The following is a 22,148-nucleotide window of genomic DNA, read 5'->3' as shown; positions in this document are numbered from 1 at the left end:
TAATGTGTATGATAGATAAATTGGTAAATATTTCTAAAAAGTCATTTCATAATTTCTCGTTTGATGAAAACTTGAGTAAATGTAATATTTTTTTTGGAACAAATGGGAGTGGTAAATCGTCATTATCAAACTGGATTTCAGAAAATCATGAGTCAGTAAAAAGATTTGATACGGATTACGTATTAGATAATGTTTATACAGTTGATTCACTATCTGGAATCAAACTATTAGTTGGTGCTAATAGAATCGGTATTGAAGAAGCAATTGGAAATATCAAGAATGCAAACCTCAATTTAGTTCAGTATAATCAGAACATAGATAAGCGGATTGAAGATTATAAAAATGAAGTATTTGAATTTATGGCTTATAATCTTTCTGAAGCTCGTGAACTTTTTAGAATGACCCGACAAATTAATCAGAAGCGAAATGCAAAGATAAATCCAATTGATGCTCTAAAAGCATGGGAAAATGATATTATTGATGCAGATTTTTCAAAAATAAGTTCTAGTGATTCAATTGAGTTGGAATTAACCAATCTAAAAAAAGAAAAAAGTGAAATTACGTTTGATACGAGTAGAAAAATAGATATTATTCTTACTGAAATTCAAAATATATTCACACAGAAAATAATTAAGCCAGATTTTCAAATTACAAAAAATTTATCTGAATGGTTAAAGGAAGGGTTACATTTACATAATGATGGTATAAACCAATGTAAGTTTTGTGGTAATCATTTTGATTATGAAAAAGTTCATGATAGCATTCAAGAAAAAATACAATCTCAATATTCTAAAGCAGTTGAAAGTTTAGAAAGAAATAAAATATTACTTGAAGGAATAAAAAATGACTTGTTTAGTCAACCTAAGCATATCATTGATGATAGGTTTGAGATTTTGAACTCAAATATATCAGAAATTATCAATAACATAGATGAAAAAATTGAAAATCCTTCTTTAGTTTTACCGTATACATTTGAAATTGAAGAAAATTATAACAAAGTAATTTGTAATATAAAGGCGGAGATAGGTAATCTTGATAAAGAGATATTTAAACAAGAGGCTCTATTAGGTGAAATTGAAAATGTTGCAAAGTCTTGGGTCGCTCAAAAAATATTGGAGAGATATCCTATTGATGAAGTTAGTGAACAACTCCAAAAGTATGAGGAACAACAAAGAGCTAATGAACGATATATTGAAGAGAATAAACAGTGGATTCAGGAAGTTGAGCCAGCAGGGAATTTACAGCCATTTGCAGACTTACTCAATCATGAATTTAGAGTTATTGGGATGAATATAGAATGTCAAATTGATGGAAATCATTATTTGTTAAAGCATAGAACTGACCCTTCAATAATTATTAGTACGAAAGATTTAAGTGAAGGGGAGAGGCGTTTATTAGGTTTTTTACATTTTTATTATGATTTATATTTAGAGCCTGGAAAAAGTTTAAAAAATAATGTTGAATACGTTATTTTTGATGACCCTATTACTAGCCTAGACTCAGATAATAGGTATTTTTTGACAGAGTTGATAAATATAATAATAAAAAAATTGACATCAATGAATGCTCAGGTATTTATTTTAACTCATTCTTCAATTGACTTTCATAATTTTGGCTTTGGTTTCAATAATAACTCACTTTTAAAAGCATTAATCTATAAAGATGAGCATGGAAACAGTAATATTCGAAAAGTTGAAACTCGTGAGAGTAAAAATTTTAGTGATTACTACAGAGCTAATTTCAAAACAATATATGATTTTGCTAAAACAAGTAATAGTAAACTTAGCACAGTTGACAATTGTGTGAGATTTGCAAATATGGGAAGACTGATTTTAGAATCACATGCAAGAAGTAATTATAGGTTAGAGTATGCAACCTCATCTGCAATAACTCAATTAATGAAATTTTATAATATTTCAGAAGAGAAAGAAGAGGAATTTCAAGGAATGTTAGATGTGATAAATAGCCTATCGCATGGTTTATCGTTTTATGACATAGATATAAACCAGATTTCCCCTCGTGAAATTAGAGATGCTATTAGAAAACTCATATCAATTATGTTTAGTTATGACAAAAATCATGTAATTGCAATGATTGGATTAGCTGATGATAGTAGAACTTTAGCAGAGATTGAATCTTGGTAACTATTCTATTTATCCACTAAGTCTTTGCTTCTTCTTGATTATGTTTAAGAAGATTCCCATCAAACTAATGAGACTGCTTTTTATGAATTTGGGTTTTAAGGCTTATTTGTCGGAGTCTATATGATTTGGTTTATGAGGTTTCAAAACGTGACTGACGTGCCTAAGATTTTGAGTAATTATATTATTAAAGAGGAAAAAGATGATGTATAGAACTAGAATGGAAAAAGGCAAAATAAAAAACATACAAAAAACTAAGGCGTTTCAAGGGGAACCTGTAAAACAAGAATATATAAGGGATGCATTTGAATTTAGTTATAGGATGGCATTTGGAGATGGTTTTCATAGAAATAAGCGTTCAGGTGGAAGTCATCATAGATCATCTTATGAAATTTTCGTTAATACATTTAGGGGTAAAATTGCGGAGTTTGTCGTAAGTGATTATTTTACTAGTCAGGGTAGAGTGGTGAGTCAGATCGACCTGTCCATCATGGGTGTAGGTGATTGGGACAGTGCAGATCTTTTGGTAGATAATATTCCAATTTCTATAAAAGCAACTAAGCATTTTGGTCAATTGTTATTGTTAGAAACAAAAGACTGGAGTAATAACGGGCAGTATATACCGAATTTATCTCATGAAAAACAAAGCCAGTATGATTATTTCATTTTGGTAAGAACTAAAGTAGATATTCCAGACCAAAATAATTCATTGTTTTATAAGGAGGAATTGGAAAAAATAATCTTTGAAAAACAAATTTTAGCAGAAATTAGTGGGGTACTATCAAATACCGATTTTGTTAATCAAATAATTAAATATAAATATATTATCTATCAAAATGATTTATTAAATGGCAAAATCTCTATGGATGCAGATAATTATTATGTGCATGTAGCAGAATTGGAGTCTATTGAAATGATATAAATTTATGATATACTAGATAAATTGAAAATAATTTTTAAGGAGCTAACATGACAAATTCTGTAAGTTCGAACCGACCTGAGAAGTACAACATTGCAGCTTTCTTCTCAGGTGTCGGGGGAATTGAGTTGGGATTTGAACAGACCAACGAGTTCAGAGTGGTGTATGCCAATGAGTTTGATAAGTATGCGCGTCAGACTTATCAGTTAAACCATCCAGATACCTATTTGGATGGTCGTGATATTCACGATGTTCAGCCGGAAGATATCCCAGCTGAGCGCGTAGATGTGATTATGGGAGGTTTCCCTTGTCAGGCCTTTAGCATTGCGGGTTATCGCAAGGGATTTGATGATGATCGTGGCGATCTTTTCTTTGAGTTGCTTCGCATGATTGAGGGATGTAAACCTCGTGCTATCTTTATCGAAAACGTCAAGAACATGGTCGGTCATGATCATGGCAATACCTTCAAGGTTATTCGTGAAGCCTTGACCGAGAACAACTACTTTATCAAGTGGAAGGTTCTCAACGGGAAAGACTACGGAAATATCCCTCAAAACCGTGAGCGGATCTACATCGTTGGTTTTGATACCAAGGAAGCTTATGACTTGTTTGAATTTCCAGAGGAAATCAAACTGACTACGACTCTTCAGGATGTGATTAACTTTGGTGATCAACTAGACGAGGTCTACTACTACCGTGAAGGCAAGCAAAATTTCTACGACCAGTTGAAGTTTGAAGTCACCAGTCAAGATACGGTTTACCAGTGGCGCCGCCAATATGTCCGTGAAAATAAAAATGGCGTTGTCCCTACCCTAACAGCAAATATGGGAACAGGTGGTCACAACGTTCCATTGATCCTGACGGACAGTGGTGAGATTCGTAAGCTGACTCCGAAAGAAACCTTTAACGTTCAAGGTTATCCTAAATCCTTTAAAATCCCAGAAGGAGTTTCTAACGGACAGTTATATAAGCAGGCTGGAAACAGTGTGGTTGTTCCCGTGATTAAACGTATCGCGGAAAATGTTGCCAAGGCTTTAAATGAAAGTCAGGGGCAATCTCAACTTGAACGCTCAGGAAAAATTGCCATTATCTACACCAAGATGAATGGACAATTTGAAGGGCAGTCTTATGTCAAGGACTTTGTAGATAGCTATGATCAAGCTCTTGAAAAAATCAAGTCTTATGATGATGGACTAGCCCTTCTATCAGATGAAGATTATTTAAAATTGGTAAAAAAACGAGGGAATCTCGAATTTTACAGTATTAATTAACGAATATATAAGAGGGTTAGTGAAAAACTAATCTTCTTTTGATATACTGAAAATAGAAAAGAGGGTGCTTATGTGGGAACATCTAAAGTCTGAACAAAAAGACAAATACAAAACCTTAATTACCAACTTCGCTAGTTTGAGCCAAGCTTTCTCTCAAAAGGCAGAATCTGAAGATGAGGGACAAACAGAGAATTATGTTGCTCCGATTGTTAATTCTAAATTTCAAGAAACAGTCTTCCAGAAGGCTTTTAATGCGGTTGGGGAAGATATTGCCAATACCTCCTATGATGCCTCTGTCGTTGTGGATGAAAATCATAAATACCTAGTGGGTATCAAGTCTTTTGGAATTAATTCGGGAGACCAAAAAATCGCTCAGTTTAAAAAAGATTCTCAATCTTGGACGGAATTGTTGGGTGATATCAAATTCCATGCAGATATTTCAGCAGATAAAGAAACAGCAGACAAGAAAAACTATCAACGCTATGAAGAGTTGGCACGAAAGATTGCGACTTTGAGAAATCAGAGAATCGAATCTTCTAAGGCACAAATCAAGGGATTTAGTTCGGACTCGGTCAATGTTGAAGCTGTTTATCACGTTCTTATGCCGACACCGAAGGGAGAAAATCCTAAGATTTTTGTCGGTGAAACATCTTATTTGCCAGTCGATATTGATAATCTGGTCATTGAAGGATCAACTACCAAAAACAATCCAACCAATTTTCGATTTACGGATGGACAACATCATTACAAGTATACAGCAGCTGATAGCCAGCTCCACATGACTTTTAACAATAAGGACATTGTTGTAGACACTTGGGACGTCCATTATATTGAAGATCCTTTTTCGCTATTTGAAAATCTCCATTTACTGACAGCTGAAAAGGATAAAGCTGAGATCTTAGAAACAGTATCTTGGGCTATCACAGATAAACATGGAAATGTGGAAGAAAACTCTGGTTTCAATGCCTTTAATGGTGGTTCAAAACTAGCTAAGAAAGATCGTCTGCCACGGATTCTAAAGATTCAGGAAAAATTCAAAGAAAGTCTGGCTCCAGAAGAACTAGCTTTTGTGACTTTTTCCTTAGAAGAAATTCTCTTGAAAAAATGGACGAGCAAGGAAGAAAAAGCTCAGATGAAGGCTATTCGTGAAGATTTGATTCACTTTGTCCACAAGACTGGCAATGAAAAGCTCATTAAAGAAATTGAGCAGTTAGTGTATCGTCCAGTTAGTGAAGTTTACATTCCTCTGCCTGACTCTAAGAACTTCCATGATGAAAGGCCCGATTTCTTTGGTTCTGGATTTGGGACTTTTGAACCTGGCACTAAAAAACTAGCTCTACCAAAAGAAGAAAGAACCTTTAAGCTACGATTCTTATCTTCTGGTGATGTCATTAATGCCTATATCAACCAAGAATCTGGTAAGGCAATTCAGTCTACCGATAAGCAAGAAATCCTCGGGAATTGGATTTTATGTGGTGTTTTCCAGTTGAAAGAACGAGAAGTCTTGACAGGTCAACGACTTAATGAACTGGAAATCAATGGTATTCGCTTGACTAAGTTTAAAAATGGGGAAATCGGTATTGAATTCATCTGGATTGATACCGAAAATCCACCTAGCGATGCCATCGGCTGGGTAGCAAAGAAATAAAAAGTTCGCTGTTTTTTGTTTTGTGTTTTACAGTTTTTTCTTGACAAGTCTTTCTTTTTTATGGTATTCTTTTTATGCAACAAGTGTTGCGCAACGAATGTTACGTGAAAGGAGTCTTATGCCGCCAAAGATTAAATTTAGTAAAGAGGCTATCATTGGGACAGCTTTACAATTGGTGAGAGAAGAGGGCATGGCTAGTTTGACGGCTCGAGCATTAGCGGAGCAACTGGGAGCCACACCAAGAGTCATTTTTGGGCAATTTGCCAATATGGCCGAGTTACAAGCAGAGGTTATTGGTGCTGCGGAAATGGTCGTGGTGGAGTATATTCGTAAGGCCTTAGAAGATGAGAAGCCTTTTCGATCCGTCGGGGTTGCTTATATCCTTTTCGCCTCAAAAGACCCCCAACTCTTTCAATTGCTTTTCCAAAATCCCAGCAAAGATCCGATTCGTCGCTTTCAAGATTTTCTTCCCATGAAGGATCATAGTTACCAATTGGTTCTGGATTCGATCGTCGCAGACTATCCTTTGAATGTAGAGGAGGCTGGTCGCTTGTACCAGCATCTATTTATCTACTCGCACGGGATGGCCTCAATGGTTGCTTCTGGCATTTATCAATTCAGCATGGAAGAAGTGATTGGATTACTGACAGAGGTTTGTCAATCTCTCATCAAAGAAATGGTAGGAAAGAAATGATTCAACTAGAAAATGTGCACAAAAGTTACGGCCAAACCAAGGTTTTAAAAGGGATTGATTTGCAGATTCAAGACCAGGATGATGTGGTTATCCTCGGTCCTTCTGGATCAGGCAAGTCAACTCTCTTAAACGTTCTGTCAGGTTTAGAAAAGGTAGACGAGGGACATATCCTCATTCAAGGACAGGATTTAGCTCAACTCACAGATACTCAATTGACAGCCTTTAGACGTGAGAAGATTGCCTTTATTTTTCAGCAGTATTATTTATTGCCTAATCTAACAGTCAGACAGAATGTAAAGATGGGGGCAGACCTGGCAAACAATCATGATTTTTTGCAGATTATCGAGGATTTGGGACTTGGAGATAAGCTGGACAAGTATCCGAGTGAATTGTCAGGTGGGGAACAGCAGAGAGTCTCCATTGCTCGGGCCTTGGCCAAAAAGCCAGAGATTCTTTTCTTAGATGAGCCGACGGGAGCCCTCGATGAAGAAACAGGACGCAAGATTCTCGACTATATCTGGGAGTTAAAGGAAAAGCTGGGCTTTACCCTCATCATGGTGACGCACAACCAAAATATTGCGAATATGGCAAGAACTATTATTCGTGTCAATAGTGGCAAGATTACCGAAGTTGTGACCAATGATCGGCCTCAGACTGCTTATGAGATTGGATGGTAAGCCATGTTTTCAGTAAAAGATATTCGAAAATTAGTTGTCGTCAGTATCATTGGGGCTTGTGCGGTCTTTGTGGCCAATCTCTTCTTGAATTTTTACCTTGATATCGAGCAGTTGGAGATTTCTAAAACTAATCCCATGATTCAGACCTACTATGACGCTCAGGTTTCGCTTTCTTGGATGGTGGCCATGGTCAGTGGAGTTGTCTTGTCCTTGACGTCGGTCCTTCTCATGTGTTTTTATATCAAACAATTTGTCGATGATCATAAGGAACAATTAGGAATTTTAAAGGCTTTGGGCTATAGCAATGGTCAGTTGGCTAAACGATTTTGGGCATTTGGGCTCAGTTTTGGTGCCGGAGCGCTTCTTGGCTATTCCGCTTCTTTTCTTATGATGGGGCATTTTTATGACTTTCGGAATGAAAAGGGGATCCTGCCAGAAATCACCATTCATTTTCATTGGCAGCTCTTGCTTGCTTTTGTGGTCCTTCCAACGGCATTTTTTATGCTTATCGCGGTTGGTTATGCTAGAAGACAACTACAAACGCCGGCTCTTCGCTTATTGAAAAGTCCCCCAACACCAATCAAGGTCAAAAGGAGAAAGAGGGCTCCTAAGAAAGAGAAAGACTTCCTAAAAGAGCTGTCCTCGTCACTAATTTGGGGGAGAAAATCTATCCTGTTTTTTATAGTCTTTGGCTCTATGTGTTTTGCGGCCATGGTTCAATTGTCCTTTGGTCTAAGGGACTACACAGATGACATCATCCAAACCATGATGATCATGATTGGCTTGACCCTTTCTTTCTCTATTCTCTTTTTGTCATTGGGGATTGTCGTCTCAGAAAGTCGCGAAACCCTGGCTCTTATGAAGGCTTTTGGCTACACAGATCGTGAATGCCAAGGTCATATCCTATCTCCCTATCGTTTCTGGACCTATCTAGGATTTGTTCTTGGGACGGCTTATCAGTACGCTATCATGGAAATCTTGATTGGTGTGATCAAAGATACGGTTCCTGAAAAGATTGAGCATCACTTTGATGGGAATGTTTGCTTCTGGACTTTGATCGGTTTTGCTGTGGTTTATGAAAGCCTCTTTTATCTATCCAACAGAAAACTCCAAAAGCAAACCATCAAAGAAGTACTCTTAGCTGAATAAATAGAGAAGGTTGGATTCTCCAGCCTTTTTCTTATGAAACTCATTAACAAGAGAAGGATTTTTCACTATTCTTGGGAAAATGAAATAAAGGAAAGAAAACGAAGTTACTGGCAGGACCTGAAATGATCTTTTTACTTGGTTTGACGCAACAAATAATCCTTTATCTCTGTAGGAATCCTCTTGCAGTTTGTGGTTGGTATTGGAGTTGCAGCCTTGAGTTATGAATAAATCAATATACCTGTGGTCATGTTACACAGGTCTTTCAATTAGCTGAAATATTTCACCTTTATTTTTTCTTAACCTTTGACTATTCTGCAAAATTATCGTAAAATAAAGAGTACATGATAAAATGAGGTCAGAGTCTGTTCGCTCTGGCGATAGTAGTATAAATGAGGAGAAACGCTTTGGAATTAGAAGTATTTGCTGGGCAAGAAAAAAGTGAACTATCTATGATTGAGGTAGCGCGTGCTATCTTGGAACTTCGTGGTCGTGATCATGAGATGCATTTTAGCGATCTTGTAAACGAAATTCAAAACTACCTTGGAACATCAAACAGCGATATCCGCGAAGCCTTGCCTTTGTTCTACACAGAGTTGAACTTTGACGGTAGCTTCATCTCACTTGGAGACAACAAATGGGGGCTTCGTTCATGGTATGGTGTGGACGAAATCGACGAAGAAATCATCGCTCTTGAAGAAAATGACGACGATGAAGTGGCACCAAAAGCTAAGAAAAAACGTGTCAATGCCTTCATGGATGGCGATTCAGATGCTATTGACTACAATGCAGATGATCCAGAAGATGAAGATGCATATGAAGCAGATCCAGCTCTTTCATACGATGATGAAAATCCAGATGATGAGAAAAATGAAGTGGAAGCTTACGATGCAGAAATCAACGAAATCGCTCCTGATGACTTGGGTGAAGACGTGGATCTCAACGAAGACGACGACGAGTTTTCAGATGATGATGCTGAAAACATCGAGGAATAAAAGTTAGCTATTGACAATTATCTTATTTTTAGGTATCATATTGTTTGGGCACCTCTTTTAGAGGTCGGGGCTCCCTAGTTCTTAGGGAGCTATTTTTGTTTTTTCAAGAAGTTATCTTCTTGTATTTTAGTTGTGAATCTGGTGCAGTCGTTCCAGATTATTCTTATTAGTAGGGTCTTGTTTTCTATGTCCCTTCGTAGTTGACAAGACCTTGAGCATTTTAGAAAGAGGAATCTATGTCTACGAAATATATTTTTGTAACTGGTGGTGTGGTATCGTCTATTGGGAAAGGGATTGTGGCAGCAAGTTTGGGCCGTCTCTTGAAAAATCGTGGTCTCAAAGTAACCATTCAAAAATTTGACCCTTATATCAATATCGATCCGGGAACTATGAGTCCTTACCAGCACGGGGAAGTTTTTGTGACAGATGACGGAGCTGAGACAGACTTGGACTTGGGTCACTATGAACGTTTCATCGATATCAATCTTAACAAATATTCCAACGTGACAACTGGTAAAATTTACAGTGAAGTTCTTCGTAAGGAACGCCGTGGAGAATACCTTGGGGCAACTGTTCAAGTCATTCCTCATATCACAGATGCTTTGAAAGAAAAAATCAAGCGTGCCGCTCTAACGACAGATTCTGATGTCATTATCACAGAGGTTGGTGGAACTGTCGGGGATATCGAGTCCTTGCCATTTCTAGAGGCCCTTCGTCAGATGAAGGCAGATGTGGGTGCAGATAATGTCATGTACATTCATACAACTTTGCTTCCATATCTCAAGGCAGCTGGTGAAATGAAAACCAAACCAACTCAACACTCTGTAAAAGAATTACGTGGATTGGGAATCCAGCCAAATATGTTGGTTATTCGTACAGAAGAGCCAGCTGGTCAAGGAATTAAAAATAAACTGGCCCAGTTCTGTGATGTAGCACCAGAAGCCGTTATCGAATCGTTGGATGTCGAACATCTTTACCAAATTCCACTGAACTTGCAGGCTCAAGGTATGGACCAAATTGTCTGTGACCATTTGAAACTAGACGCACCTGTAGCGGATATGACAGAGTGGTCAACTATGGTGGACAAGGTCATGAACCTCAAGAAACAAGTTAAAATTTCCCTTGTCGGTAAGTATGTGGAGTTGCAAGATGCCTACATCTCAGTGGTCGAAGCCTTGAAACACTCTGGTTATGCCAACGACGCAGAAGTGAAAATCAATTGGATCAATGCCAATGATGTGACAGCAGAGAATGTGGCAGAGCTCTTGTCTGATGCGGACGGAATCATCGTACCAGGAGGTTTTGGTCAACGTGGTACGGAAGGTAAAATCCAAGCCATCCGCTATGCGCGTGAAAATGATGTTCCAATGTTGGGTGTCTGCTTGGGCATGCAGTTGACTTGTATCGAGTTTGCTCGTCACGTTTTAGGACTTGAAGGTGCTAATTCAGCAGAGCTTGCACCAGAAACAAAATACCCTATCATTGATATCATGCGTGATCAGATTGATGTTGAGGATATGGGGGGAACCCTTCGCTTGGGACTTTATCCATCTAAGTTGAAGCGTGGCTCTAAGGCAGCGGCTGCTTATCACAATCAAGAAGTGGTGCAACGCCGTCACCGTCACCGCTATGAGTTTAACAACGCCTTCCGTGAGCAGTTTGAGGCAGCAGGTTTTGTCTTCTCAGGTGTTTCTCCAGACAATCGTTTGGTCGAAATTGTGGAAATTCCAGAAAATAAATTCTTTGTGGCTTGTCAGTATCACCCTGAACTGTCAAGCCGTCCAAATCGCCCAGAAGAACTCTACACTGCCTTTATTACTGCAGCGGTTGAGAACAGCAATTAGCAAAATCAGAACCTTTGAGAAGAATCTCAGAGGTTTTTTGCTTGCATATTTAGGATAAGATTTGCAAAACAAAAATATAGTGATATAATTAACATAACAACAATTGAGGAGGAACTACAATGAAAAAAATCACACTATTTGGTTTGTCTCTAGCTGGTCTAGCTTTACTGGCTTTTCCACATTCAGGGCAGGCATTTGAGCTTAAAGAAGAATGGGTTGTTAAGTGTGGAGTACAGTATCAAGATGGCAAGATTCTTCGGTTTAACAATGGTCATGAAGTGGATATCAAAGTCTTGGATTTTCCAAAAACTGAGAAAATCGAGTGGAATGTTAGTCTCAATGGTCAAGATCAGACTGTCAATTTCTTAGGTCAAGAAAAGGACAAGTCTATGATGGGTGTAGAAGGGCGTTACCTGAATTTCTATGTTCCATATGGCTATAGAGGAGATATCAAGGTCGAGGCTAAGAGCGGAAACGAAGTGAAGACCTGGTCAACGAAAGTTGTGGATGATATTCATAATGATAGTGGAAAGAGAGGCTACTATCGTATTGAAGAATCAAATGATCAATACACCTACCTTGATGCTAAATGGGATTATCAAACCAAGACTTATACTGCCACCCTACCAGAAACTGTCAATGGTCAAAAAGTATATGCTTGGGCAGACTATGACAATGGTGAGTTGAAACTTGAAAAACAAAAGTCTATTAGTCATAAATATGATGGAGGATCTTTCAAAGAACTTTATCCGATTGTGAAAGCAGAAAGCTGGCTAAAATCAAACCAAAACTGGTACTATCAAAAACAAGGTCAATTAGTGGAGAAGGATTGGGTTAAGGACAAGGGAACTTGGTACTTTATGAACGATAAAGGAGTCATGTTCAATCAAACTTGGCTCTATCAAGGTAGCAACTGGTATGCCTTTAAATCATCGGGAGCCATGGTTGCTAGTGATTGGCTTTATGATCAAGGCAAGTGGTACTATTTATCAACTTCAGGAGCCATGAAAGCAAGCACTTGGGTTTATGACAAGGGAGACTGGTATTATGTAAGTTCTTCTGGTGCCATGTTAGCGAATGATTGGGTCAAAGATAATGGCAAGTGGTACTATCTAGCTTCATCAGGTAAGATGCTTCGTAATACCTACACACCTGATGGTTACTACGTTGGCAACTCAGGTGCCTGGCAATAAGAATAATACTCTTCGAAAATCTCTTCAAACCACGTCAGCTTCATCCACAACCTCAAAACAGTGTTTTGAGCTGACTTCGTCAGTTCTATCTACAACCTCAAAGCAGTGCTTTGAGCAACCTGCGACTAGCTTCTTAGTTTGCTCTAGTATAAGAAGTCCTTTTCCTTAAAGGAAGAGGCTTTTTACTTGCTTTTCTGCTGCTTCCTCATTTGTCCTAAAGCCTTTTTTGTGTTAAAATGAATGGTATGAAAGCTAAAAAAATGTGGATGGCAGGTCTGGCTCTGCTTGGTATTGGGAGCCTTGCCCTTGCTACGAAAAAAGTTGCAGATGACCGTAAGCTCATGAAGACTCAGGAAGAGTTGACAGCGATTGTACGAGACCATTTTTCAGACATGGGGGAAATTGCGACCCTCTATGTTCAAGTTTATGAAAGCAGTCTAGAGAGCTTGGTTGGTGGCGTCATTTTTGAGGATGGCCGTCATTATACCTTTGTCTATGAAAATGAAGACCTAGTCTATGAGGAGGAAGTCTTATGATACAACCAGCAAGTTTAGAAGAATTGGCATCTTTGGTGGAAAAAGAGGGCAAGAAGGTCTTTCTTTTTGTGGCAGACTGGTGTGGCGATTGTCGTTATATCTATCCTGTCTTACCAGAAATTGAGGAGACCAATCCAGAGTTCACCTTTATTCGAGTGGATCGAGATCGGTATATGGATTTGGCCAAACTCTGGGATGTTTACGGAATTCCTAGCCTTGTTGTTCTAGAAAAGGATAAGGAAATCGGCCGTTTTGTCAATCGCGACCGTAAAAGCAAGCAACAAATTAACGACTTTTTAGCAGGACTGAAATAGGAGAAAAGGAAACAATGATTTTTACATATAATAAAGAACATGTCGGTGATGTCCTTATGGTCATCGTGAAAAATAGCGGAGATGCTAAACTGGATGTAGAACGCAAGGGCAAGGTAGCCCGTGTTTTTCTCAAAGATAATGGGGAAACAGTTGCTTGGAATATTTTCGAAGTTTCAAGTTTATTTGAAATTGCAGAGCGCGGTCAAGTCTTTTTATCAGATGAGCAAGTAGCTCGTTTGAACCAAGAATTGCAGGCGGAAGATTTTAAAGAAGAAATTGTCAATGACAAGGAACCTAAGTTTGTTGTTGGTGAAATTGTCGAGATGGTAGCTCATCCAGATAGTGACCACCTCAACATCTGCCAAGTTGCAGTTGCAAGTGACAAGACAGTGCAAATCGTAGCAGGGGCTCCCAATGCGCGTGTGGGATTGAAAACCATTGTGGCTCTTCCAGGAGCTATGATGCCCAAAGGCAATCTTATTTTCCCAGGTGAGCTTCGTGGTGAAAAGAGTTTTGGCATGATGTGTAGCCCTCGTGAATTGCATTTGCCAAATGCTCCGCAAAAACGTGGTATTATTGAATTATCAGAAGACCAAGTTGTTGGAACTCCATTTGACCCAGCTAAACACTGGACTGCCTAAGAAGTTGTTAATATCTGATAGACTAGATAGAAGGAAATAAGATGGCAAAAAATGTTGTGATTACAGGGGCGACATCAGGAATCGGTGAAGCGATTGCGCGTGCTTATCTGGAGCAGGGTGAGAATGTTGTTTTAACAGGACGACGGATAGACAGACTAGAAACCCTCAAGTCGGAGTTTGCAGAAACTTTTCCAAATCAAACAGTTTGGACTTTTCCACTAGATGTCACGGATATGATCATGGTCAAGACTGTCTGCTCCGATATTCTAGAAACGATAGCTCAAATTGATATCTTGGTCAATAATGCTGGACTAGCTCTTGGCTTGGCTCCCTATCAAGACTATGAGGAGCTGGATATGTTGACAATGTTGGATACCAATGTCAAGGGTTTGATGGCAGTCACTCGCTGTTTCTTGTCAGCAATGGTAAAAGCCAATCAAGGGCATATCATCAATATGGGCTCAACCGCAGGAATTTATGCTTATGCAGGTGCAGCAGTTTATTCAGCTACCAAGGCAGCAGTTAAGACTTTTTCAGATGGACTGCGAATTGATACCATTGCAACGGATATCAAGGTTACGACCATTCAGCCTGGAATTGTCGAAACAGATTTCTCTACAGTTCGTTTTCATGGTGACAAAGAGCGAGCTGCGTCCGTCTATCAGGGAATCGAAGCCTTGCAAGCTCAGGATATTGCAGACACAGTAGTCTATGTGACCAGTCAACCTCGTCGTGTGCAGATTACAGATATGACCATCATGGCCAATCAACAGGCGACAGGTTTCATGGTTCATAAAAAGTAAAAAATTTCCTCGAAAAGTTACAAATTTCTGTAACTTTTTTGATTTCCTGCGAATAGATAAGTAGGAGGAAAAAATATGTATAATAAAGTTATCTTAATCGGACGCTTGACGTCTACACCAGAATTGCACAAAACCAACAATGACAAGTCAGTAGCGCGCGCAACTATCGCTGTGAACCGTCGTTACAAAGACCAAAACGGTGAACGCGAAGCTGATTTTGTCAATATGGTCCTATGGGGCAGACTAGCAGAAACCTTGGCAAGCTACGCAACCAAAGGTAGTCTCATTTCCGTTGATGGGGAATTGCGTACCCGTCGCTTTGAGAAAAATGGTCAGATGAACTACGTGACCGAAGTACTTGTCACAGGATTCCAACTCTTGGAAAGTCGTGCCCAACGTGCCATGCGTGAAAATAACGCAGGGCAGGATTTGGCGGATTTGGTCTTGGAAGAGGAGGAATTGCCGTTTTAAACATTGAAAAGTCTGAGTTAGTCTCAGGCTTTTTATCTTTAGAAAGTCAGACTTTTTTCTTGACTATTTCTGACCAAGTGATACAATAGAACTATGAATTAGCACTCAGATATAAAGAGTGCTAATACTATCTATCTCATTATGGAGGAAATCAGATGTTGAAACCATTAGGGGACCGTGTGGTCTTAAAAGTAGAAGAAAAAGAACAAACTGTTGGAGGCTTTGTCCTCGCAGGTTCAGCCCAAGAAAAAACCAAAACAGCTCAAGTTGTGGCTACTGGACAAGGTGTTCGTACCTTGAACGGTGACTTGGTGGCTCCAAGTGTTAAAGCTGGAGACCGTGTCTTAGTTGAAGCTCACGCAGGTATTGATGTCAAAGATGGCGATGAAAAGTACATCATCGTAGGCGAAGCTAACATCTTGGCAATCATTGAAGAATAGAAGGAGAAAGTAAGTATGTCAAAAGAAATTAAATTTTCATCTGATGCTCGTTCAGCTATGGTTCGTGGTGTCGATATCCTTGCAGATACTGTGAAAGTAACCTTGGGACCAAAAGGTCGTAACGTTGTGTTGGAAAAATCATTTGGCTCACCCTTGATTACCAATGATGGTGTGACCATTGCTAAAGAAATCGAATTGGAAGACCATTTTGAAAATATGGGTGCTAAGTTAGTATCAGAAGTAGCTTCAAAAACCAATGATATTGCAGGTGATGGGACTACAACTGCAACTGTTTTGACCCAAGCAATCGTCCGTGAAGGAATCAAAAACGTCACAGCAGGTGCAAATCCAATCGGTATTCGTCGTGGGATTGAAACAGCAGTTGCTGCAGCAGTTGAAGCCTTGAAAAACAACGCCATCCCTGTTGCCAATAAAGAAGCTATCGCTCAGGTTGCTGCCGTATCTTCTCGTTCTGAAAAAGTCGGCGAATACATTTCTGAAGCCATGGAAAAAGTTGGCAAAGACGGAGTCATCACTATCGAAGAGTCACGTGGTATGGAAACAGAGCTTGAAGTCGTAGAAGGAATGCAGTTCGACCGTGGTTATCTTTCACAGTACATGGTGACAGATAGCGAAAAAATGGTAGCTGACCTTGAAAATCCATACATTTTGATTACTGATAAGAAGATTTCAAATATCCAAGAAATCTTACCACTTCTAGAAAGCATTCTCCAAAGCAATCGTCCACTCTTGATTATTGCGGATGATGTAGATGGTGAAGCTCTTCCAACTCTTGTTTTGAACAAGATTCGTGGGACCTTCAACGTAGTAGCAGTTAAGGCACCTGGTTTTGGTGACCGTCGCAAAGCTATGCTAGAAGATATCGCCATCTTAACAGGCGGAACAGTTATCACAGAAGACCTTGGTCTTGAGTTGAAAGATGCTACAATTGAAGCACTTGGTCAAGTAGCGAGAGTAACTGTGGACAAAGATAGCACCGTTATCGTAGAAGGTGCTGGAAATCCTGAAGCGATTTCTCACCGTGTTGCAGTTATCAAGTCTCAAATCGAAACCACAACTTCTGAATTTGACCGTGAAAAATTGCAAGAACGATTGGCAAAATTGTCAGGTGGTGTTGCAGTCATCAAGGTCGGAGCTGCAACTGAAACTGAGTTGAAAGAAATGAAACTCCGCATCGAAGATGCCCTTAACGCTACTCGTGCAGCTGTTGAAGAAGGTATCGTTGCAGGTGGTGGAACAGCCCTTGCCAATGTCATCCCAGCTGTTGTTGCCTTGGAATTGACAGGAGACGAAGCAACGGGTCGCAATATTGTTCTCCGTGCTTTGGAAGAACCAGTCCGTCAAATCGCCCACAATGCAGGGTTTGAAGGGTCTATCGTTATCGATCGTTTGAAAAATGCCGAGCTTGGTACAGGTTTCAACGCAGCAACTGGTGAATGGGTCAACATGATTGATCAAGGGATTATCGACCCAGTTAAAGTGAGTCGTTCAGCCCTACAAAATGCAGCATCTGTAGCCAGCTTGATTTTGACCACGGAAGCAGTCGTTGCCAATAAACCAGAACCAGTAGCCCCAGCTCCAGCCATGGATCCAAGCATGATGGGCGGTATGATGTAAGCTTTCTGTAGATAGCAACTTATAAAAAACACAAAAGGAGGGAATGCCTATTCCTCCTTTTTATGATATTCACTTCTAAATAGATTTGAGCTCTCCTAATTTATATGATAAAATAAGACTAGAAAAAGGAGAAGAACATGATCGATGTAGAAGAAATTCTGAGCAAAATGAACCCCAATCAGAAGATTAATTATGACCGTGTCATGCAGAAGATGGTCCAAGTATGGGAGAAAAATGAGCAACGTCCAACTATTCTCATGCACGTTTGCTGTGCCCCTTGCAGTACCTATACTCTAGAATATTTGACTAAGTATGCAGACGTGACCATTTATTTTGCCAATTCTAATATCCATCCCAAGGCAGAATACCATAAGCGTGCCTATGTGACTAAAAAGTTTGTCAGTGATTTCAATGAGCGAACTGGCAATAACGTTCAATACCTAGAAGCTCCTTATGAACCTAATGAATATCGTAAACTGGTTCGAGGTTTGGAAGAAGAACCTGAAGGTGGCGACCGTTGTAAGGTTTGCTTTGACTACCGCCTGGATAAGACAGCGCAAGTGGCTATGGATCTGGGCTTTGATTATTTTGGCTCAGCCTTGACCATTAGTCCTCATAAGAATTCTCAAACCATTAACAGCATCGGAATCGATGTGCAAAAAATTTATACAACCCACTATCTTCCAAGTGATTTCAAGAAAAATCAGGGCTACAAACGTTCAGTAGAGATGTGTGAGGAGTATGATATCTATCGTCAATGTTATTGTGGCTGCGTCTATGCAGCCCAGGCTCAGAATATTGACCTGGTTCAGGTTAAGAAAGATGCTACAGCGTTCTTGCTGGATAAGGATGTTGAAAAAGACTATTCCCACATCAAATTTACTGTTACGAAATTAGATATATAAATGAAAACTTGCCTCAAGGTAGGTTTTTTGCTAGTAGAAAAGCGATAGATAGAAATTGTTGGACCAATCTTTGAATTTCTAGTCCAAGGCTTGTGAGTCTTCAACAAGCCTTGGACTTTTAAAAAAATGAAGTTTTGCTCAAAAGAGCTTTTTAAATTAAAACGAGCAATTATCAGTTCAAACCTGTTTCAAAAGAAGAACGGATAAATTAATTGATGCTTTGTTTTTGAGTTAGGAAGTTAAGCACGCTAAACTGAGTCATAGGAATAAATTTCTTTATAGAAATGTGTTGCAACTCTGCTATAACGGAATATTCCTTTTTTGCATTTATACAACTTATTTAACACTATCTTTATTCTTGTGATATAATGTCAAATTATAGAGTGGAGGTCATTTAAAATGATTGATAAAGTAATTGAACAATATAAAAGTCATGATAATCTTGATATTCGAGTAGAATTGCATAAGAAGTATTCAAAAAATAAATTGGGATTTAATAATTGGATATTTTCCAACTACCAAATCACTGATGAAGTAAAGGTTCTAGAATTGGGATGTGGTACAGGAGAACTGTGGAAAAGTAATAGTGATTCTATAGATAAAATGAAACAGTTGATTGTTACAGATTTTTCTAAAGATATGGTAAAATCAACGAAGTCAGTTATTGGAAATAGAGACAAGGTCAACTATGAGATAATGGATATTCAAAAGATTTCTTTTGAGAATGAAACTTTTGATATTGTTATTGCTAATATGCTTCTACATCATGTGAATGATATTCCTAAAGCTCTCTCTGAAGTGAATAGGGTTTTAAAAACCGAAGGCATTTTTTACTGTGCTACATTTGGTGAAAATGGAGTTGTAAATTATTTGGCAAATTTATTTAAAGATGAGGTTAATCAAGATTTAGAAAATAAAACGTTTACTTTACAAAATGGCAAAAGGTACCTGAGTAGGTATTTTAACTCTGTCGATACATTACTCTATGATGATGAGTTACAGGTAACTAGCATAGATGATCTAGTTAAATACATCCAATCGTTTAAAGGAATTTCAGAAATAGGTTCACTAGAAGAGGAAATAATACGTAAAAGATTGGAAAGTGAGTTTAATAATGGTATGTTGATCATTCCTAAAGAATATGGTATGTTTATCGCTCGAAAAGAAAGTTAAGGGAATGAAAGTGTGAAAAATTACGGAGAAGCTTTTCGATATTTTAGAAAATTAAACGGATATTCTTTAGAGTATGCTGCAGCTGATTCTATATCAAAATCTCAACTCTCTAGGTTTGAAAGGGGAGAAAATGAAATTTCTCTTTCAACGTTTTTTGAATTATTATCAAATATCAATGTTTCGATAGAGAATTTTTGTAATTACCTAGAACATTATAAAAGATCGGAGTTTGATGATTTTTTGGTTAATTTATCTCCAAATTTTTATAGTTTGAATATTAAAGGATTGGAGGTAATAAAAAATGAGCAACAAAAGCTTTTTGAGAAGAGTGGGGAAAAAACTCATAAAATAAATACAATTATGGTTCAGGGATTATTAAATCAGATAGATTGTAATTATGTAGTTAGTAGAGATGATCTAAATTTAGTATATGACTATTTATTCCAGAAGGAACGATGGGAGTCCTATGAGATAACGCTGATTGGTAATTTATATCATCTTTTTGAGATAGATTATATTTACAGGGTCGGAAAAGAAATACTAGAGCGTACACATTATTATGAAAAAATCGGTAAGAATAGAAATTTAGTTGTGTCAGCTTGTTTAAATTTTTGGTTCTGTTGCCTTGAAAATTCACATCTAATATATGCAGACTACTTTGAAATGAAATTAAAAAAATTATTAAAAGATGACACAAAAGTTTTTGAAAAATCTACATTCAAATTTGTAGAAGGATATAAAATATACCTGACTGAATCTAAAGAATCTGGAATTAAACAAATGAACAATGTCATAAAATATTTTGAGTTTATTGAATCTAAAAGTATTGCTTTATATTTTCAAAAACGATTAAATGAGCTGGTAGATTAAACACCATTTTCTCTGTCGAGATATTGTTTTTAAAATGTTGTGCTAAATGATTGATGCTATGTGGAAATACAAAAAAATTTTTTTGATACGAAGTTGACCTGTATTTTTGATACTAATCATCTTCGTATTTTTTGTATTAAACGATATAAGTTTGTTGTAAACTTACAAGGAACAGAGACATTAAAAAATAACAGTATATCTATTTGTTTTATATATTTTACAAATTCTGCATAAATCTCTTTCTAGTAAGGTGTTGTAACTCTGCTATAATGGATTTATTCCTTTTTTGTTTTTACACAATTTATTTTACACTACCAAAAAACAAGGTCAGGATTTTGTTCCTGACCTTTGACAACTTTACCGATTCTTTAGTTCTACATAGCGCTTGTACCAAATGTTTACATAGGCTTCTGAGAAAGGACCTCGTCCATTGTTAATCCAATCAACAAGAATTTTGACATGTTCTTTTAAAATATAGTCCAAATCATCAGAATAATTCATTTTGCGTTTGTGACGCTCATACTCCTCAACGTCCAAGAGACGTTTTTCCCCATCTGTAAAAATTTTAACATCCAAATCGTAATCAATATACTTCAGTGCTTCTTCATCCAGATAGTAGGGGCTAGCCATATTGCAATAGTAGGAAATTCCGTTATCACGAATCATGGCAATGATATTAAACCAATATTTCTTGTGAAAGTAAACAATAGCCGGTTCTCGAGTGACCCAACGACGACCATCACTTTCGGTAACCAGTGTATGATCGTTGACACCAATAATGGCGTTTTCTGTTGTTTTTAGTACCATGGTGTCCCGCCAAGTTCGGTGGAGACTCCCATCATGCTTATAACTTTGAATTGTAATAAAGTCGCCTTCTTTTGGAAGCTTCATAACTAACCAACTTTCTACAATTTATAAGTTTATCGTTTACTATTGTACCATAAAATTACCTAAAATCTGTGAATTTTACATGAAAATATTAAAGATATTCTCTGAGAGCGCTTGCTATATCCGAAAAATCGTAGCCCTTTCGCGCTAAAACTTGGGTTAAACGCTGTTTAAGTTCGTATCCTTCATATTTTCGGGCATACTTGGCATATTGCTTATCAAGTTCCTTGAAGATGAGTTCCTGAGTCGTTTCTTGGTCAACTTGACTATCCAACTCGTCAAAGGCAGTTTTAGCATCCGAATAGGAAAACCCCTTGTTGGTCAAGTTCTGGATAATCTTATCTTGCAAGGCACGAGCTGGAAGTTTTCCTTCATATTTTTTCAATAGTTTATTAGCTACACGTTGAGCAACTTCCGAAAAATCAAATTCTTTTAAAATTTCTTCTGTAGTAGATTTTGAAATCCCTTTTTGAGCTAGTTTCTGAGTCAGTACATAAGGACCCTTGTCTCCTGAAAGTTGATTGGCATTGATGATAGCATAAGTGTACTGGCTATCATTAATCCAATTATCTTCTTTAAGATTAATAATGACTTGAGAAACGATGTTTTCATCAATATCGTATTTTTTCAGATATTCTCTGACCTCTTTTTCAGTACGTGCTTTAAAGGATAGGTGGTAGAGGGCTAGATTCTTACCATAAGAAAATTGGGCAAAGTCCTGAATTTCCTTCAATTCTTCTTCGCTTATCACCTTATCTCTCGATAGCATAAAACGAACAATTGTATCTTCAGTAATGTAGCATTTGTCACCACTATCAAGCTCCATCAGATAGAGTCTTTTTTTCTTTTCAAGTTTTGTGATTTTCATAGTTCTATTATAACTCAAAATGTGAGAAAAAGCTGAAACCCCTTGATATAGCCGTTTTTTGTCTCTTAATGAT

At 37.9% G+C, this 22,148-nt stretch carries 22 protein-coding genes; 20 read left to right on the top strand and 2 right to left on the bottom strand.

The genetic code is table 11. From position 1 onward, the window contains the following. Positions 1-8: 8 nt before the first annotated feature. The 20 genes from RWO85_RS04215 to RWO85_RS04120 all read left to right on the top strand — a co-directional run bounded on the left by RWO85_RS04215 (position 9) and on the right by RWO85_RS04120 (position 20,319). Entirely contained in the window at positions 9-2,144 is a 2,136-nt protein-coding gene (locus RWO85_RS04215; RefSeq protein WP_314414215.1) for an AAA family ATPase, read from the top strand. 199 nt (positions 2,145-2,343) lie between these two features. Further along, positions 2,344-3,063: a hypothetical protein gene (locus RWO85_RS04210; protein ID WP_314414214.1), complete on the top strand. Its 720-nt coding sequence runs from the start codon at positions 2,344-2,346 to the stop codon at positions 3,061-3,063. Positions 3,064-3,110: 47 nt separating this feature from the next. Continuing rightward, positions 3,111-4,331, top strand: a complete 1,221-nt coding sequence (locus tag RWO85_RS04205) for a DNA cytosine methyltransferase (RefSeq protein WP_314414213.1) — start codon at positions 3,111-3,113, stop codon at positions 4,329-4,331. Between the two features lie 70 nt (positions 4,332-4,401). Further along, a complete protein-coding gene (locus RWO85_RS04200) occupies positions 4,402-5,979 on the top strand; it encodes a hypothetical protein (RefSeq protein WP_314414212.1) in 1,578 nt (525 codons plus the stop codon). A 118-nt stretch (positions 5,980-6,097) separates the two neighbouring features. After that, on the top strand, positions 6,098-6,673 hold the full coding sequence (locus RWO85_RS04195; RefSeq protein ID WP_314414210.1) for a TetR family transcriptional regulator: 576 nt from the start codon (positions 6,098-6,100) through the stop codon (positions 6,671-6,673). Further along, entirely contained in the window at positions 6,670-7,350 is a 681-nt protein-coding gene (locus RWO85_RS04190; RefSeq protein WP_261149503.1) for an ABC transporter ATP-binding protein, read from the top strand. Before RWO85_RS04195 ends, RWO85_RS04190 begins: the two co-directional genes overlap by 4 nt. Before the next feature lie 3 nt (positions 7,351-7,353). Continuing rightward, positions 7,354-8,499, top strand: coding sequence for an ABC transporter permease (locus RWO85_RS04185; RefSeq protein WP_314414209.1), 1,146 nt, complete (start codon positions 7,354-7,356; stop codon positions 8,497-8,499). Between the two features lie 404 nt (positions 8,500-8,903). Beyond that, positions 8,904-9,491 (top strand): DNA-directed RNA polymerase subunit delta, encoded by a 588-nt coding sequence (gene rpoE, locus RWO85_RS04180; protein WP_000418401.1) that lies wholly within the window; start codon positions 8,904-8,906, stop codon positions 9,489-9,491. A 236-nt stretch (positions 9,492-9,727) separates the two neighbouring features. Beyond that, complete coding sequence (locus RWO85_RS04175) at positions 9,728-11,335, top strand: CTP synthase (RefSeq protein ID WP_314414208.1); 1,608 nt, start codon at positions 9,728-9,730, stop codon at positions 11,333-11,335. A 119-nt stretch (positions 11,336-11,454) separates the two neighbouring features. Then, a complete protein-coding gene (locus RWO85_RS04170; RefSeq protein ID WP_314414207.1) occupies positions 11,455-12,528 on the top strand; it encodes an N-acetylmuramoyl-L-alanine amidase family protein in 1,074 nt (357 codons plus the stop codon). A 236-nt stretch (positions 12,529-12,764) separates the two neighbouring features. Further along, a complete protein-coding gene (locus tag RWO85_RS04165; protein WP_001013971.1) occupies positions 12,765-13,064 on the top strand; it encodes a DUF4651 domain-containing protein in 300 nt (99 codons plus the stop codon). After that, complete coding sequence (locus RWO85_RS04160) at positions 13,061-13,378, top strand: thioredoxin family protein (RefSeq protein WP_314414206.1); 318 nt, start codon at positions 13,061-13,063, stop codon at positions 13,376-13,378. Before RWO85_RS04165 ends, RWO85_RS04160 begins: the two co-directional genes overlap by 4 nt. Positions 13,379-13,392: 14 nt before the next feature. After that, entirely contained in the window at positions 13,393-14,019 is a 627-nt protein-coding gene (ytpR, locus tag RWO85_RS04155; RefSeq protein WP_314414204.1) for a YtpR family tRNA-binding protein, read from the top strand. Between the two features lie 41 nt (positions 14,020-14,060). Continuing rightward, the gene (locus tag RWO85_RS04150) at positions 14,061-14,822 is read left to right on the top strand and encodes an SDR family NAD(P)-dependent oxidoreductase (RefSeq protein WP_314414203.1); all 762 of its coding nucleotides are present in this window, start codon (positions 14,061-14,063) and stop codon (positions 14,820-14,822) included. Between the two features lie 75 nt (positions 14,823-14,897). Continuing rightward, positions 14,898-15,293 (top strand): single-stranded DNA-binding protein, encoded by a 396-nt coding sequence (locus tag RWO85_RS04145; protein WP_000282442.1) that lies wholly within the window; start codon positions 14,898-14,900, stop codon positions 15,291-15,293. 155 nt (positions 15,294-15,448) lie between these two features. Then, a complete protein-coding gene (gene groES / locus RWO85_RS04140; RefSeq protein WP_247918188.1) occupies positions 15,449-15,733 on the top strand; it encodes a co-chaperone GroES in 285 nt (94 codons plus the stop codon). 15 nt (positions 15,734-15,748) lie between these two features. Then, positions 15,749-17,371: a chaperonin GroEL gene (gene groL / locus RWO85_RS04135; RefSeq protein ID WP_314414202.1), complete on the top strand. Its 1,623-nt coding sequence runs from the start codon at positions 15,749-15,751 to the stop codon at positions 17,369-17,371. A gap of 137 nt (positions 17,372-17,508) precedes the next feature. Further along, the gene (locus RWO85_RS04130) at positions 17,509-18,276 is read left to right on the top strand and encodes an epoxyqueuosine reductase QueH (protein WP_020900987.1); all 768 of its coding nucleotides are present in this window, start codon (positions 17,509-17,511) and stop codon (positions 18,274-18,276) included. Between the two features lie 399 nt (positions 18,277-18,675). Next, positions 18,676-19,449: a class I SAM-dependent methyltransferase gene (locus RWO85_RS04125; protein ID WP_314414200.1), complete on the top strand. Its 774-nt coding sequence runs from the start codon at positions 18,676-18,678 to the stop codon at positions 19,447-19,449. Positions 19,450-19,461: 12 nt separating this feature from the next. Further along, positions 19,462-20,319, top strand: a complete 858-nt coding sequence (locus RWO85_RS04120) for a helix-turn-helix domain-containing protein (protein WP_314414197.1) — start codon at positions 19,462-19,464, stop codon at positions 20,317-20,319. Positions 20,320-20,676: 357 nt separating this feature from the next. Here the strand turns inward: RWO85_RS04120 and RWO85_RS04115 are convergent, their stop codons facing one another. Both RWO85_RS04115 and recX read right to left on the bottom strand, forming a co-directional pair. Next, positions 20,677-21,210: a DUF402 domain-containing protein gene (locus RWO85_RS04115; protein ID WP_000775316.1), complete on the bottom strand. Its 534-nt coding sequence runs from the start codon at positions 21,208-21,210 to the stop codon at positions 20,677-20,679. An 88-nt stretch (positions 21,211-21,298) separates the two neighbouring features. Next, positions 21,299-22,075 (bottom strand): recombination regulator RecX, encoded by a 777-nt coding sequence (gene recX, locus RWO85_RS04110; protein WP_314414195.1) that lies wholly within the window; start codon positions 22,073-22,075, stop codon positions 21,299-21,301. Between the last annotated feature and the right edge of the window lie 73 nt (positions 22,076-22,148).

This window comes from uncultured Streptococcus sp., assembly GCF_963521865.1.
GTDB lineage: Bacteria > Bacillota > Bacilli > Lactobacillales > Streptococcaceae > Streptococcus.
Note: the sequence above shows the minus strand (reverse complement) of the source record. Positions and strands in the feature narration are given on the sequence as shown.